The organism is Streptomyces sp. NPDC001852 (genome assembly GCF_042891825.1).
GTDB lineage: Bacteria > Actinomycetota > Actinomycetes > Streptomycetales > Streptomycetaceae > Streptomyces.
On the sequence record NZ_JBIATN010000014.1, the window covers coordinates 104,027 to 117,531 of the forward strand.

21 protein-coding genes, 1 tRNA gene and 1 pseudogene are annotated in these 13,505 nt (G+C 69.3%); 6 read left to right on the plus strand and 17 right to left on the minus strand.

All coding sequences use genetic code 11. The annotated features are described in order from the left end of the window. Nucleotides 1–31 precede the first annotated feature (31 nt). Nucleotides 32–310, minus strand: coding sequence for a hypothetical protein (locus ACFYZB_RS24535; protein WP_388762296.1), 279 nt, complete (start codon nucleotides 308–310; stop codon nucleotides 32–34). Continuing rightward, a complete protein-coding gene (locus ACFYZB_RS24540; protein ID WP_388762298.1) occupies nucleotides 307–510 on the minus strand; it encodes a hypothetical protein in 204 nt (67 codons plus the stop codon). Before ACFYZB_RS24540 ends, ACFYZB_RS24535 begins: the two co-directional genes overlap by 4 nt. A gap of 134 nt (nucleotides 511–644) precedes the next feature. Between ACFYZB_RS24540 and ACFYZB_RS24545 the strand changes: the two genes are divergently transcribed. Then, nucleotides 645–899, plus strand: coding sequence for a GntR family transcriptional regulator (locus tag ACFYZB_RS24545; RefSeq protein WP_388762301.1), 255 nt, complete (start codon nucleotides 645–647; stop codon nucleotides 897–899). Between the two features lie 34 nt (nucleotides 900–933). Here ACFYZB_RS24545 and ACFYZB_RS24550 read toward each other — a convergent pair whose 3' ends face one another. Next, a complete protein-coding gene (locus ACFYZB_RS24550; RefSeq protein ID WP_208899728.1) occupies nucleotides 934–1,257 on the minus strand; it encodes an antibiotic biosynthesis monooxygenase in 324 nt (107 codons plus the stop codon). A gap of 117 nt (nucleotides 1,258–1,374) precedes the next feature. Between ACFYZB_RS24550 and ACFYZB_RS24555 the strand changes: the two genes are divergently transcribed. Continuing rightward, entirely contained in the window at nucleotides 1,375–2,397 is a 1,023-nt protein-coding gene (locus tag ACFYZB_RS24555; RefSeq protein WP_388762304.1) for a YIP1 family protein, read from the plus strand. Between the two features lie 66 nt (nucleotides 2,398–2,463). Here the strand turns inward: ACFYZB_RS24555 and ACFYZB_RS24560 are convergent, their stop codons facing one another. From ACFYZB_RS24560 to ACFYZB_RS24570, 3 genes are all read right to left on the minus strand, one after another. Next, nucleotides 2,464–2,970, minus strand: a complete 507-nt coding sequence (locus ACFYZB_RS24560; protein WP_388762307.1) for a phosphoribosyltransferase — start codon at nucleotides 2,968–2,970, stop codon at nucleotides 2,464–2,466. A 13-nt stretch (nucleotides 2,971–2,983) separates the two neighbouring features. Beyond that, nucleotides 2,984–3,559: a dCTP deaminase gene (gene dcd, locus ACFYZB_RS24565; protein ID WP_055705140.1), complete on the minus strand. Its 576-nt coding sequence runs from the start codon at nucleotides 3,557–3,559 to the stop codon at nucleotides 2,984–2,986. 159 nt (nucleotides 3,560–3,718) lie between these two features. Continuing rightward, nucleotides 3,719–3,877 (minus strand): hypothetical protein, encoded by a 159-nt coding sequence (locus ACFYZB_RS24570; protein WP_388762310.1) that lies wholly within the window; start codon nucleotides 3,875–3,877, stop codon nucleotides 3,719–3,721. A 280-nt stretch (nucleotides 3,878–4,157) separates the two neighbouring features. On the opposite strand from ACFYZB_RS24570, the gene ACFYZB_RS24575 reads away from it, so the two are divergent. Further along, a tRNA-Gly gene (locus tag ACFYZB_RS24575) sits at nucleotides 4,158–4,231 on the plus strand. A gap of 49 nt (nucleotides 4,232–4,280) precedes the next feature. Here ACFYZB_RS24575 and ACFYZB_RS24580 read toward each other — a convergent pair. From ACFYZB_RS24580 to ACFYZB_RS24625, 10 genes are all read right to left on the minus strand, one after another. Continuing rightward, entirely contained in the window at nucleotides 4,281–5,450 is a 1,170-nt protein-coding gene (locus ACFYZB_RS24580; protein WP_388762312.1) for a tyrosine-type recombinase/integrase, read from the minus strand. After that, nucleotides 5,450–5,662: an excisionase family DNA-binding protein gene (locus ACFYZB_RS24585; RefSeq protein ID WP_388762315.1), complete on the minus strand. Its 213-nt coding sequence runs from the start codon at nucleotides 5,660–5,662 to the stop codon at nucleotides 5,450–5,452. Before ACFYZB_RS24585 ends, ACFYZB_RS24580 begins: the two co-directional genes overlap by 1 nt. Next, nucleotides 5,659–6,969: a replication initiator gene (locus ACFYZB_RS24590; protein ID WP_388762678.1), complete on the minus strand. Its 1,311-nt coding sequence runs from the start codon at nucleotides 6,967–6,969 to the stop codon at nucleotides 5,659–5,661. Before ACFYZB_RS24590 ends, ACFYZB_RS24585 begins: the two co-directional genes overlap by 4 nt. A 140-nt stretch (nucleotides 6,970–7,109) precedes the next feature. Further along, the gene (locus ACFYZB_RS24595; protein WP_388762318.1) at nucleotides 7,110–7,355 is read right to left on the minus strand and encodes a SpdD protein; all 246 of its coding nucleotides are present in this window, start codon (nucleotides 7,353–7,355) and stop codon (nucleotides 7,110–7,112) included. Between the two features lie 25 nt (nucleotides 7,356–7,380). Then, nucleotides 7,381–7,575, minus strand: a complete 195-nt coding sequence (locus ACFYZB_RS24600) for a hypothetical protein (protein WP_361805953.1) — start codon at nucleotides 7,573–7,575, stop codon at nucleotides 7,381–7,383. A gap of 16 nt (nucleotides 7,576–7,591) precedes the next feature. Next, a complete protein-coding gene (locus ACFYZB_RS24605) occupies nucleotides 7,592–7,783 on the minus strand; it encodes a mobile element transfer protein (RefSeq protein ID WP_388762322.1) in 192 nt (63 codons plus the stop codon). An 11-nt stretch (nucleotides 7,784–7,794) separates the two neighbouring features. After that, nucleotides 7,795–8,421 carry a DUF2637 domain-containing protein gene (locus ACFYZB_RS24610; protein ID WP_388762324.1) on the minus strand — a complete coding sequence of 209 codons (627 nt, stop codon included), beginning with the start codon at nucleotides 8,419–8,421 and terminating at the stop codon, nucleotides 7,795–7,797. Nucleotides 8,422–8,455: 34 nt separating this feature from the next. Then, complete coding sequence (locus ACFYZB_RS24615) at nucleotides 8,456–9,832, minus strand: FtsK/SpoIIIE domain-containing protein (protein ID WP_388762326.1); 1,377 nt, start codon at nucleotides 9,830–9,832, stop codon at nucleotides 8,456–8,458. Further along, nucleotides 9,832–10,188, minus strand: a complete 357-nt coding sequence (locus tag ACFYZB_RS24620) for a hypothetical protein (protein WP_388762328.1) — start codon at nucleotides 10,186–10,188, stop codon at nucleotides 9,832–9,834. Before ACFYZB_RS24620 ends, ACFYZB_RS24615 begins: the two co-directional genes overlap by 1 nt. Nucleotides 10,189–10,355: 167 nt before the next feature. After that, nucleotides 10,356–11,144, minus strand: a complete 789-nt coding sequence (locus ACFYZB_RS24625) for a GntR family transcriptional regulator (protein ID WP_388762330.1) — start codon at nucleotides 11,142–11,144, stop codon at nucleotides 10,356–10,358. Nucleotides 11,145–11,251: 107 nt separating this feature from the next. On the opposite strand from ACFYZB_RS24625, the pseudogene ACFYZB_RS24630 reads away from it, so the two are divergent. From ACFYZB_RS24630 to ACFYZB_RS24640, 3 genes and pseudogenes are all read left to right on the plus strand, one after another. Continuing rightward, nucleotides 11,252–11,660: pseudogene (locus tag ACFYZB_RS24630) on the plus strand (NUDIX hydrolase). 46 nt (nucleotides 11,661–11,706) lie between these two features. Beyond that, on the plus strand, nucleotides 11,707–12,135 hold the full coding sequence (locus ACFYZB_RS24635) for an ATP-binding protein (protein ID WP_388762332.1): 429 nt from the start codon (nucleotides 11,707–11,709) through the stop codon (nucleotides 12,133–12,135). Next, complete coding sequence (locus ACFYZB_RS24640) at nucleotides 12,129–12,509, plus strand: hypothetical protein (protein ID WP_388762334.1); 381 nt, start codon at nucleotides 12,129–12,131, stop codon at nucleotides 12,507–12,509. Before ACFYZB_RS24635 ends, ACFYZB_RS24640 begins: the two co-directional genes overlap by 7 nt. 523 nt (nucleotides 12,510–13,032) lie before the next feature. Here ACFYZB_RS24640 and ACFYZB_RS24645 read toward each other — a convergent pair. Then, nucleotides 13,033–13,505: hypothetical protein (locus ACFYZB_RS24645; protein ID WP_388762336.1), on the minus strand; the 473-nt coding region annotated here is incomplete at its 5' end.

Here is a 13,505-nt window from a genome sequence, read left to right on the forward strand (position 1 = left end):
CCGAGCCCACCCACCTGGCGTACGACTGGGCTCACCTCACCCGCTCCAGCCGCCGGCCCCGGCTCTCCGCGACACGCAGGGCGTCAGCGAGGGCCTGCGTCAAACACTCGGCCAGAAAACGGAGTTCGCCGGGCGGCATGTCCGGCAGGATCTCCCGGGCGTGGGCGAGGAGTTGCCCACCCATACCGAGCTGCACGGACTCCGTGGCATCGGCCAGCCGGGAGAGCGGGCCTTCGCGGTCGTCGCTGATCAGGTAGCAGGGCTTGCCCTCGGATCCGGCCCAGGGCAGCAGGCGGGGCACCTCCGTCACGCCGCCTCCACGTACGGCCGTACGGCCCTGGTGGCGGTCGCGTCGAGGGGCGTGTCGAGGCCGTACGGGCTCCGGTGAGGGGGCAGGGGCACCAACGAGGTCTGGATCGAACGGGGTTCGAGGTACGGCAGCCGCTCCCTTCCGGGCGGGAAGAGCAGAAGGCGCACGCATGCGGCGAGGCGGCGGATAAGGTCGGTCACGTCATCGGCTCCGATTCAGCTGGTGGCCACGCCTCGGGACGGCGGCAACCGTCGCCGGGGCTCCGCCCTCAAGAGCGGTATACCGCAGTCTACCGCGGTCGCGCGGTCTACCGCAGAGTTTTAGCGTCAACTGCATGACCCCCGAGCTTGACCGCACTCGCCCGGTGTGGCGCCAGGTGGCCGAGGCCATCGCCACGCGAATCGCCAGCGGCGAGTATCCCCTGGGAGCCCGCGTGCCTTCCGTTGTCGAAATGTCCGCCGAGTTCGGCATCGCGACCTCGACCGCACAGAAGGCGCTGGCCCACCTCAAGGCCGAGGGGCTCATCCGAGCCGAGGTCGGTCTCGGTTCCTTCGTGGCGAAGCGCCCCGCTGCCGAACCGCCCGCGTAGGGCCTCCGGCGACGGGGCGCCCCGCGCGGCAGCGCTACGCCTTCGGCCCCGCCTGCTGGACCACCTCGAAGGACCACAGCGTCGAACCGGAGGCGGCCGGCTTCGGGCGCTCGGCGCCCTCTCCGCCGCCTTGGTGCGCGGACTTCATCGGGCCCTCCATCCACGCCTGGAAGGACTCCTCGTCACGCCAGCGCGTGTAGACGAGGTAGGTGTCGGTGCCCTCGACGGGGCGCAGCAGCTCGAACCACTCGAAGCCGTCGGAGCTCTCCACCGCGTGGGCGCGGGAGGCGAACCGCTTCTCCAGCACCTCCCGCTGCTCGGCAGGCACGGTCAGCACATTGATCTTGACTACGCTCATGGCACCATCCTGACCCACCACCCCCCGCGCTCCCGCACCGCCCCGGGGTGTCGCGGCGCGGTCTCCTCGGCAAACCCTGGAAAACCCCGGGACCGTCCCCTGACGGTCCCTTAGGGGATGTCACAGGTCGGCCGCAAAGCCCGGCCCGAACACCCGGGCCCGGCACGCCACTCTCCGGGACCAGGTACGTTCGATGACGTGGCTGGATTCAGGAACGGACGCGGGGGCCGGAACAACCGCACCCCCCAAGCACAGCAGGCGCCGCAGGGACCGTCGTACGGCCGGCCCGGACCGCAGGCCGGGCAGCCGGGACCGTCGTACGGGCAGCCCGCGGGTCCCGCACACGGCTACCCGCAGGCGCCGCAGCGGCCGTACCCGCAGCCGGGACAGCAGTCGTACGGCCGGCCGGGTCAGTCGTACGGCTATCCGGGCCCGGCCGACGACGGGCCGGAGTACTTCGGGGACGACGGCGGCCAGGACCCGTACGCGGCCAACAACCCGGGCCACACCCAGGCGTTCTCGATCGACGAGGCCGCCGGTTACACGCAGGGCTCGACCTACCAGGCCGGCTCGGCCGCGGCGCCCGCCGCCCCGCTGGGCCCGCCGCTGCACTGGAAGGAGCTGCTGAAGGGGATCATCACCTCCCCCAACCAGACCTTCCTGCGCATGCGGGACTACACGATGTGGGCCCCGGCGCTCATCACCACCTTCCTCTACGGCCTGCTGGCCGTCTTCGGCTTCGACGGCGCCCGCAAGGACGCGATCGGCGCGACGCTGTCCAACGCGGTGCCGATCGTGCTGATCACCGCGGTCGTGATGGTGCTCGGCCTGTTCATCCTGGGCGTGGTCACCCACACCCTGGCCCGTCAGCTCGGTGGTGACGGCGCCTGGCAGCCGACGGTCGGCCTGTCGATGCTGATCACGGCCCTCACGGACGCGCCGCGGCTGCTGGTCGCCATGTTCTTCGGCGGCGACGCGGCCTTCGTCCAGCTCCTCGGCTGGGCCACCTGGATCGGCGCGGGGGCCCTGCTGACCCTGATGGTCTCCCGCTCCCACGACCTGCCCTGGCCGAAGGCGCTGGGGGCGTCGGCGATCCAGCTGGTCGCGCTGCTGTCGATAGTGAAGCTGGGCACGTTCTAGTTCGTGGACAGGATGCGTAAGGGCCCCGGCGGCTGCCGCCGGGGCCCTTACGCGTATCCGGTGTGCTCAGGCGTCGAGCACCTGCCCGGCCCGCTTCACGACGGGAGGCAGGACACTCCACGGGAAGTTGATCCAGTCGTCGGTCCGCTTCCAGACGTACTCGCACTTCACGAGGGAGTGGGACTTCTCATAGATCACCGCGGAGCGGACCTCGGCCACCGTGTCGAGGCAGAAGTCGCGCACGAGCTTCAGCGTCTTGCCGGTGTCGGCGACGTCGTCGGTGATCAGCACCTTCTTGTCGGAGAAGTCGATCGCGTTGGGGACGGGCGCGAGCATGACCGGCATCTCGAGAGTGGTCCCGACCCCGGTGTAGAACTCCACGTTCACGAGGTGGATGTTCTTGCAGTCGAGGGCGTAGGCGAGCCCGCCGGCGACGAAGACCCCGCCCCGGGCGATGCTGAGCACGATGTCGGGCTCGTAGCCGTCGTCGGCGATGGTCTGCGCGAGGTCGCGGACGGCGCCGCCGAACGCCTCGTAGGTCAGGTTCTCCCGCACGCCCTGCGTGTCACTCATGCTGCTGTGGCCCTCACACCTGGGTCCGATGGAAATTGACGTAGGACCGCGAGGCGGTCGGCCCGCGCTGCCCCTGGTACCGGGAGCCGTAGCGCTCGCTGCCGTACGGGAACTCGGCGGGCGAGCTGAGCCGGAACATGCACAGCTGCCCGATCTTCATCCCGGGCCAGAGCTTGATCGGCAGGGTGGCGAGATTGGACAGCTCGAGGGTGACGTGCCCGCTGAAGCCGGGGTCGATGAACCCGGCGGTGGAGTGCGTGACGAGCCCGAGCCGCCCGAGCGAGCTCTTTCCCTCGAGCCGCGAGGCAAGATCGTCGGGCAGGCTGATGACCTCGTACGTGGAGGCGAGCACGAACTCCCCGGGGTGCAGGATGAACGGCTCGTCGCCCTCCGGCTCGACCAGCCGGGTCAGGTCGGGCTGCTCGACCGAGGGGTCGATGTGCGGGTACCGGTGGTTCTCGAACACCCGGAAGTAACGGTCCAGCCGAACATCGACGCTCGACGGCTGCACCATGGATTCGTCGTAGGGATCGATCCGTACCCGCCCGGCGTCGATCTCGGCCCGGATGTCCTTGTCTGAGAGAAGCACGTAGCGAGGATACGCAAGGCGCGCGGAGCCGTGACAATCGTGACGACTTCGCGCGCCTGTGTTACCGCCGCGGTCTGTGGTACATCCGCCGGCCTCTGTTACCTCTGTCTGTCTCCGTTACCTCTGTGTGTCTCTGCCACCACTGTCGCCTGTTCCCCGCTAGCGCCTCTCCAGGGCGACCGGCACCACGCTGCGGAGCCGGGCGCACCGGGGACACCTCATGAGCCGGCCGGGGCCGAGCCGGTCGGCCTGCTGCATCGGGAACGAAGCGGTGCTGAAGACGTGCCCGTCCGCGCAGCGGACGACGGTGCGTTCCATCAAGTCCCTCAAGTCCCTTCCCCAAGAGCCTCGTCGGGCTCGACGCCCCGACGACAAAAGCCACATTACGGGATCAAAGAGACGAGTCTCCAGGCGGCGCTCCGGCCTCCCCCGACCCCTGCGCCAGGCCCCCACGGTACGCCCCAACTCGGCCCACCCGCAGCCGGATCCCTCCCCTGAAACAGACTCAGACCCCCGGCTCTCGGCACCAGGGGTCTGCGATGATGTACAGTGAGCAAGGTCCGGGCACCGGTTCCGCGAGGATCATGTCCGTACTTACGCGGGTGTAGTTTAATGGTAGAACATCAGCTTCCCAAGCTGAGAGCGCGAGTTCGATTCTCGTCACCCGCTCCATGATGAAGGCCCAGGTCAGAGACCTGGGCCTTGTTGTTGGGCGGTGTGATCAGCCGCCGCGTGCCAGATTCGTGCCAGAAGGCTCGTCGGGGGCCTTTCTGGCTGCCGCAGCCCGAGCCTTCCGGACGGTGGCGTCGAGGCCGGCGGCGACCTCTTGCTGTCGCTCGTCGTCGGAGTGCTGGTAGATCAACGCGGCCTTCTCGGAGGACTGCCCCGCGCGGACCATCGTGTCCTTGAGGGTGGCACCGGAGCGGGTGGAGAGCGTGTGCCCGGTGTGCCGGAGGTCGTAGAACCGGAAGCCCTCAGGCATGCCGACGATCTCACGCGCCTTGCGCCACCTCCGGCCGAAGGTGCTGCGACGGAAGGGTGCTCCCTTCTCCCCCACGAAGAGCAGCCCATCGGGCCCCGGCTCGGCGTACGACTCCAGGTGCCAACGGAGCTCCCGTCGGAGGAACGCGGGAAGAATCACAGTTCTCGTTCCGGCCTCACTCTTGGTCTCACCCTGCACGCGTCGCCCATCCATCCGCTCCGGCTCGGCGAGGCGAACGCGGATGCGGAGGGTGTCCAGGTCGACGTCCCGGCGACGAAGGCCCGCCAGCTCTTCCGGCCGCATCGGCCCGTAGGCGCCGAGGTAGACCATGAGCCGCCAGCGCATCCCCACGGCTTCGGCGAGAGCGTCGACCTGGGCGACGGTGGCGATACGGCGCTCGGCAGCCTTCTCCTTACCGGCCCCCTTGATCCGGCACGGGTTGCGCTGAATCAGCTCGTCGTCGACAGCCGTCTCCATGATGGCCTTGAGGAGTCGGTACGCCTTGGCGGTCATCGTCTTGGCACCCGTGACGCGGAGCCGCTCGGCGCGCCATTCGCGGACGCGCGGGGCGGTGATCTCGTCCAAGTCCAAGTCAGCGAAGGCGGTCAGGTGCTTGTCGAGGAGGTAGCGGTAGAGGTCCTGAGTGAGCGGGGCCAACTCGCGTTCCTCCACCCACTTGTCGGCGTAGGCACGGAAGCTCACCGCTCCCGCCTCAGGGTCCCTCCACTCTCCCCGCCGGATCTCGGTCTGTTTCTCCGCAAGCCAGTCGTCGGCATCTGCCGTCGTCTCGAAGGTGAACGGTGCCGGACGCATGACGCCGTCCGGGCCCGGATAACGCGCCTGGTACCGGCCGGAGGGAAGCCGTCTGATCGCTCCGAAGCGACGCCGTCTGCCCCTGCCGTTGGCCATCAGGCAGCCCTTCCGTAGCGGAGTCGAGGCCGCCTCAGCGGCTCCACCGTGCGGGACTTGATGAACTCCTCGACCGCGCTCTCTGGGATGCGGACATGCCGGCCGACCTTCACGTACCGGATGCGCCGCTCCTCGATCAGCCGCCGGGGAAAGCGGGCGGTCGTGCCAAGCAGCTCGGCCACCTGGTCGACGGACAGGTAGCGGTCGTTCATGCGGTGGGCTCTCCTTCCGTTCCGGGAGCGGGTTCGAGGGATGCGGCTAGCCAGGCTTCGGCGTTGGAGAGGCCGGTCCCTGCGAAGACCCAGTGCGCGAGGACGAATGTCGTTTCGGGTTCGGGCCCGTTGGCTGCTGCGGCTTGGGCTCGGCGCCATTCGGCTCGGGCGTCGCGGAGGGCGCCGAGTGTGGTCGAGTAGCGGCGGGACTTGGTGGAGAAGTGGCCGCGGAAGCCGAGCATGTGGGCCCAGGCACGTAGGCGGAGGTGTTCGAGGTCCTTGCGCGCGCCGAGGGTCCAGGCAGTGCGGACCATGCGCCGGGCGTGGTCGCTGATGTCGAGCTGGGCGAGTTCGGCGGCGAATTTCAGCGGGCGGTCGAGAGCTCCCGTCGCTGTCTCGGCGCCCTTGGTGGCGTACTTGGCGATGTAGGCGGCGACCGCTCGCTCGGTCAGCTCCTGGCCGCCGTTGAAGTCGGCCGATCGGATCGTGCGGATGTCGAGTTGGCGTCCGAAGGTGAAGGTGTGTGCGCGGCCGTCGATGACCGGCCCGTCCACGCGGACCTTGGCAGTGGCGGTGCGGATGGCATCGGTCAGCAGCTCGGCAGTCGCCCAGGCCGGAGGCGCGGTGTCTCCACCCGTAGGCCCGTCGAGGCGGATGACGGCGTGGAAGTGGACGGCGCCGCGCTTCTGGTACTCGGCCACCTTGGCGAAGGACACGCGAGCGTGTGCGCGGAACCGGCGCTGGGACAGGCCCGCGCGCTTTGCCACCTCCCGGCGCAGGTAGATCGAGAAGCGCCGCCAGAGGTGACCAGCGTGCGCGTTCCAGAGGACGGCCGCGTCGTAGTCGTAGGTGTCCGGGTCGAGCGGGGTGCCTAGTGCGTCGTCGTCCTGGTCGTGGCGGGTGCCACAGCGGCAGGGCCGGGAGGCGCCGGCCGGACCGGTGGGCCGGTTGTGAACCGGGCCGAAACTGGGAGCGGTGAAGGTGGCGAAGACGCGGGGGTGAGCGGCGACGTGTTCGGAGATGCCCTTGCCACCGCGCAGGCCTGAGGTGATCAGGTGGAAGGTGTCGCGGCGGTAGACCTCGGCGCAGGCCGGGCAGCGGGTAGTGCGGCGGTTGTTGCAGCGAACGAGGAGCTGCCCGGCAGGGAGGTTCGCCGAGTCGATGTGGTGGACGACATTGCCGATCTCGCCGGTGGCGGTGTCGAGGCCGTATTCGGTGCGGTGGCCGTCGAGGCGGATCGGGTGGGTGCAGCCGCCGAGGCCGGAGAGCTGGCGGAGGATACCGGGCAGGGTGCCGTCCGAGGCCAGGTTGCCGAGTTCCCGAAGCGGCGGCGGAGTGGTGCGGGTGAAGATGGCGGTTCCCTTCTGACTGGGCTCGGTCAGGAGTGATGGACCCCGGGGCGGCGGATGCTTGGCCGTGTCGCGCCGCCCCGGTGGTCAGGTGCTGGTCAGCGCCGGTGCTGCTCGCGGAACAGGGAGCGCAGGACCACGGCGGCGATGGCCACGGAGATGGCCGAGACGGCGACGGCGGCTAGGAGCGCCGTGAGGACCACGCCGCCGGTGATGACGGCCGCTATGGCTCCGGTGCTGATGGAGACCGGCGGGAGCGTGCGCCGTGCGGGGGCCGGGTCGGTGGGGGCGTGGGTGTGCGCGGGCGGCGGAGTGGGGGCGTTGGGGTACTTGGGCAGGAACACAGTCGATCTCTCCTTATCTACTCGTCTAGGCATGTGAGCCGTTTATGACGGTCACGCCGGTACGCGTGCCGGATTCGATGGCGGGGGCGAAGAAGGTGTGCGAGAGCCAGAAGCCGAAGAGGGCGATCAGGATGACGATCCAGGGGCGGACGCCGAGGAACTTGATCGCGCCCCAGACGAAGAAGCCGAGGACGAACACGAGCGGCAGGCTGACGGTCACGGTGTCCGGGGTCCTTTCACTTCACGGGGCAGCGGTGGGTGCGGGCGGCCAGTTCGGCGGCGGCGCGGCTGTCGTAGTCAGCGGAGAAGCCGCAGCGCGGGGCGGTGCAGGCGGCGGTGTGCTTCTCGCGCCCCCGGTTGTCGTAGGCGGTGCCGACCTGGACGGGGCCGATACGGGTGACGTCGCGGAAGCGGCGGTTGGCGGTCACGGGGTGTCCTCTCAGAGGTGGGCGGCGATGGCTTCGGCCATGGGTGCCGGGACGCCGAGGCGGGTGCGGAGGGTCGGGGTGTCGATCGGGGCGCCGGTACGGGCGTGATGTTCGGCGGCGACCTTGCGGGCGTGGGCGACCAGGGCGGACGGGACGGGCACGGGCGGGTGTTGGGGCGGTGCTTCGGTGGCGGGTTGGGCTGGTGGTTCGGGTGTGGTGTCGGGCTCGTCCTCCTGGTCCTCGATGGCCTCGGTGTCGGGGTCCGTCTTGGGTGCGGTGTGGGCGAGGAGGGTTCCGCCGAGGAAGGCGATGGCGGGCCAGCCTGCGACGAGGATCCGCAGCCAGGCGGGGACGTGGCCGAGGTCGAGGAGGCCGGCGGTGGCGATGTTGGCGCCGAGGGATGCGGTGAGTGCGATGACGAACCAGCACCAGGCCGCGGCTTTGCCGTTGCCGTTGCCGTTGCGCAGTCGGCGCCAGGCGGCGACGAGCAGCAGGTCGACGGAGACGGGGTAGGCCCACGCTTTCCATCCGTCCTGTCCGGCTGCCACGGCGACGTCGTGCAGGTGGGCGAAGGACAGCGCGGCGGCGATGAGCGCTTGGACGAGCACCGCGTCGACACGGGCCAGACGGGCGCGCATGATGCGGCTCCTTCCGGAGTCGGTCAGGGGAGGGTCAGTCGGTCACCGGGTGGGGCAGGACGACCGGGGCCGCGCTTTCGGCCGGGGGTGCTGGCACGTCGGGCCGGAAGGGCTTCAGTGCGGGCAGGTCGGGCACCAGGTGGGCTGACTCGCGGCAGGTCTCGGCTGCGTCGCCGAGGGAGAGGTACGGCGTGCGGATGCGGGACCAGCCGCCGGAGGTGTCGCCCGCTACGGCCAGCCCGGGCCGCTCGGGGGCAATGGCGCAGGCGGCCATGACCGCTTCGGGTGCGATGTCGCCGAGGGCCATCTTGGCGGAGGCTTCGTCGTTGACGCGGTGGCAGACACGGCCGGTGAGCTGGGCGCGGAGCATGGTGGCGCCCTTACCGAGTTCGGAGCCGAAGCGCTGCCCGCACACCTCCAGGTAGATGCCGGCCGCGCGGCCGAGCTGGGCGAGGCGGATGAGCTGGGTGACCATCTCGTCCCGGCGTTCCTCATCCTTCTTCGTGGCGACGAGGAAGAGTTCGGCCACCTCATCCACGAACAGCACGACGGGCACCGGCCGTTCGTGTTCGGGCAGACCCCAGATGTCGGAGGTGATCTCTTCGTCCAGCGTGCCCGGGGCGATGCCCTGCCGGGTCTTGATCAGGTCGTATCGGTCCTCCATTTCCTTGACGAGCACGGGCAGCAGTTCGGCCGCCTGTTCCGGGTCGGTGGCTAGCGCCGAGAGTCGGGAGGCGAAGGGGGCCAGTTCAACACCGCGCTTGCAGTCGATGCCGACCAGGGCGACGGGCTGAGGGGCGAGTCCGGAGATCAGGTGGCGCAGGTACATGGACTTGCCCGACAGCGTGGCGCCGAGAGTGAGTTGGTGGGGGATGGCGCGGTAGTCGCGGACGAAGGGCGTGGCGTCCTCCCGCAGCGCGACCGGCACCCTGAGGAAGCCGTCCGCGACCTTGCGCGGCATGCGGACCCGCCGTAAGACGTCGTAACCGACGAGCCGCAGTTCGACGACACCCGGCTTGACGGTGGTGACGTACACGGCGTGAACGCCCCAGGCGTGCCGCAGCCGTTCGGCGGAGGCGGCAACGTCGGCAGGTTCCTGGCCCGGCGCCAGACGAAGGCGAAGCCTCAGCCCAGTCGGGGTGGGCCGGATGATGCCCCGGCGCGGCGCTACGGGCCGAACCTCCCGCCGAGTCATCGCCTTCACGGCGAGAACCCGCAGCCGGGAAGGCGCCACGGTCAGCCCACAGGCCTCCATAACCGAGCCGTACGAGCCGAACAGCCGCACCGTGGACACCGGCAGGCCGACCGTGGACCAGTACGCCGCCGGGTGCTTGGCCCGGGCGTAGGCGGCCCCGCTACCGAGCGCGGCAACAGGACCACCCACTTCCAGAAGCGTCGTCAGGTCGGACATCAGGCAGCGGCCCCGGAAGCGGCCGGGAAGGCGGCCGGAGTGACAGCGGCAGCCCGGAAGGCGATGCCGTGACGCTGCTGGCCGTTGAAGACGGACTCCCACGGCCGGGCAACAAGACCCGGCAGCGAGACCGGCGCCCCAAGCGTCAGCCCCTCGGAGATGCCGCCCTCCGGAACGGTGACCTTGAACAGCGACGACTCGCCGTCCTCGATGTAGACCACGCCGATGGTCATCAGCGCCTCACCGCTGTTGGCGTCCTTGGCGATCTCGCCCGTCTGCCGGTCACGGACCTTCGGCTCAGGGGCCTCGGTCAGAAGGATCGTCGCGCCGGAGGTCTCCACTCGGATGGTGCGCAAAGCACACTCCTATCTACTCGTCTATACAAGATGCGTCCTGCGAGCCCCTTGATCGGGATCGCGCATTCACCTTGCCACACCACTTGCCCACTCGTCTATACGAGTAAGCGTATTGGGGTGTACGAGTTCGGAGAAGCGTCCCCGCGCACCACCGCAAACCATGACGATCAGGTCGCCGGAAGCTGGTACGAGAGGACGTAGGCGTCCGCCGCCATCACCGTGTCGCAGACCTCCACGGCCCGCCCCTCAGCGTCGAAAGCCGTGCGGATGAGATGGATGACCGGCACGCCAGCGGCCAGCCGCAGCGTCTTGACCTCAGCAGGCGAGGGCATCCGGGCGCGGATCTCCTCCTCGAAGTGGTCCAGGCGGTGCCCCAGCTCCTCAAGGCGGGCGTAGATGCCGCCGGGGCCGGGGTTGGGTTCGGCGATCGGGGTCCCGCGGGCGATGTCGAGGGGGAGATACGAGGTGGCGAACTCGACCGGCCGCCCGTCGAGGAGGTACCGGCGCCGACGAGCCAGCACACGCCGCACGGACCCGAGGCGGGTGGAGATGTCCTGACTGGCCTTCTCCTCCTTGACCTCCAGGCTGTCCACCTGGGGGTGGCTGCCGGCCGCGTCGGCCTCCACGATGAACGCGGACTTGCCCTGCTCCCGGTGCCGCCGGGCGAAGCGGTCCGAGGCGAGCCGCCTCACGGGCGGTCGTGGTCGTACGAAGACTCCCCTGCCGTGCTCGGCGTGCACCAGGCCCTCACCCTGGAGGATGGAGAAGGAGTTTCGGACGGTCATCCGGGAAACTCCGTAGTGGTCGACAAGGTCGGCTTCGGAGGGCAGCTTCTCGCCCTCGCGGAATCGCCCACGGTCGATGGCCTCACGCAGCTGGTCGGCGATCTGCCGGAAGACCGCACGATCGCTCGTGGGGTCGAGATCACCGAGCAGGCCCGAAGGAAGAGGGCTCACGTGTACTCCTTTAGGTATCTAGACGAGTGGGCGAGTGGTGTTGCTACGGTGGAGAGCCTAGCCATCCGAGAGGGCCGAGGAACGTGAGCACAGAACGCCCGCACTCCGTGAGCGTCGCCGGAGTCGTCGTCGACGACCACGGCCGGGCCCTCCTGATCCAGCGCCGCGACAACGGCCACTGGGAACCGCCGGGCGGTGTCCTCGAACGCGAGGAGACCATCCCGGAAGCCCTCCAGCGCGAAGTCCTCGAAGAGACCGGCATCAAGATCGCACTTCCCGCGACCCTGACCGGCGTCTACAAGAACATGAAGGGCCTGATCGTCTCGCTGGTCTTCCGCTGTGAAGCCGCCGACGGCAGCCCCACCACCGGTGACGAGACCCGCGCACTGCGCTGGGCCACCCGCGAAGAGGTCACCGAGCTTGCCGACGAGGCCTACGCGATCCGCGTCCTTGACGCCACTCGACACGACGACCCCGCCGGCCATACGCGCCCACGACGGCGTGAAACTCGTCTAGCCCGAACCCGCTGCACATGGCGGCCTACCAGCACGAAGGAACTTGTATGCACGAGTATACGAGTACAGCCCGGGTGTGGGGGCTGAGTTGCCCAGGATTCCCCGAAGAAGTGAGCCGGGCCCGCCGCTGGACCCGTGACATCCTGCGCGGCTCCCCTTTAGCCGAAGACGCCGAACTGATCGTGAGCGAGCTGAGCGCGAACGCGATCCTCCACACGGCCAGCGGCCAGGAGTACGGCAGCTTCCACCTGGCCGTCGCGGTATCCGCTCAAGTGGTCGCAGTCTCGGTCACGGACGACGGCGGCACGGCTACGGCCCCCAAGGTCGAGCACCAGGACCAGGACGCCGAGCACGGCCGGGGACTGGGCATGGTCAGCGTCATCGCCCACCGAGTCGTCGTCCACGACAGCGACCAGGGCCACACGGTCACCGCGGAGCTCTACACGAACGTCCGCCTGGGAGGCCACCCATGCTGAAGCCACCCCAGCAGGGCTACTGGTGCGAGTGCTGGACCCAGGACCTGACCGAGGGATGGCCGCCCGCGCTCCAGGCATCCTTCGACGCCTACTCAGCACCCCAGGCAGACCGCTGGGTGGCAGTCGCACTCCGCACGATCTCACCGGCACTGGACGCCGACGCCTCAGACGAGGCCTGGGAGTGGCTGTACCAGGGGCGCATCAAGACCCGACGAGCCCTGCTTCGTGCCGAACCGTGCACCGTGTCAGTGACTCACGCCAGCACCCGCATCACATGGACGATCCGACCAGTGCTCTTCCTGCCACTCGCACACCGCCAAGGGGTCGAACTCCCAGCGTGCGCATATGCCTTCAAGCCCCACCCGACCGACTGAGTTACAACTTTCTCTACTGGTTCAAGGCGGCTCGCTCCGCTCACCGCGCGCGGCCCGGCCCCCGGCCGGGCCTGCGCTCCTGCCTCCGTCCCGCTCCAGCCCGGCCGGGGGCCGGGCCGCGCGCACATCAACAAGCACCGGAAACGGTGACTGAGTGCCGCACGAGAGCGGTTACGGTCAGAACGATGCCTCCGGCGGGGGATCGGCCAGCACCGGGACGAGGGGACACCGTTCCCGGCCGCGGGTCCACTGTGGCGGGCGCGGGGAGCTTCCATCCCGTACGCCGTCGACCCAGGCAGAGCCGAGCAGACGTGGTCCACGGCGTCCAGGTCGTTCGTACAGTAGCGCGCTCCACCTGGACGCCATGGACCACGCCCGCTCCACGGTGTGTGGGTCGACGGCGTACGGGATGGAAGCTGGGGAGGTGGTGGGTTGAGGTGGTATGACGGTGCTGGAGCGCGACGTTCACAGCGGCGCTGCTCCAGCCATGCGTGCGCCTGCCCCACTTCGCGAGGAAGCCGGCTCAATCGTCGTCGAGTTGGCTCGTTAGACGGGTGAGTGCCCGCCTAGCCCGAGCATTGCCCTCCTCTGCTGCACGCTCCAGCATTGCACGTCCGGTGTCGACTTCCCCAGAGTTCACAAGGAGGAGCCCCGCAAATAAAGCGGCCTTAGGCCCGCGGCGTTCAGCTACGCGCTCCAGCCATACGCGGCCCTGCTCAGCTTTGCCAAGGCTCATAAGGGTGAGGCCAGCGAGGACGGCATCCTTGTATCCGCGTGCTTCGGCACCCCGCTCCAGCCACACGCGCCCCTCGTCTGCTTCACCCTGCGCGATAAGCTGCACGCCAATATCCATGGCCGACTTGGGCCCGTGGATTTGGGCAGCTCGCTCCAACCAAGCACGCCCCTCCTCGGTTTCGCCCATTAGCAGGAGTTGGAGCCCAATCGAACTGACTTCTTCCCCTGCTGCGACGGCACGCTCCAGCCATGCACGCCCCT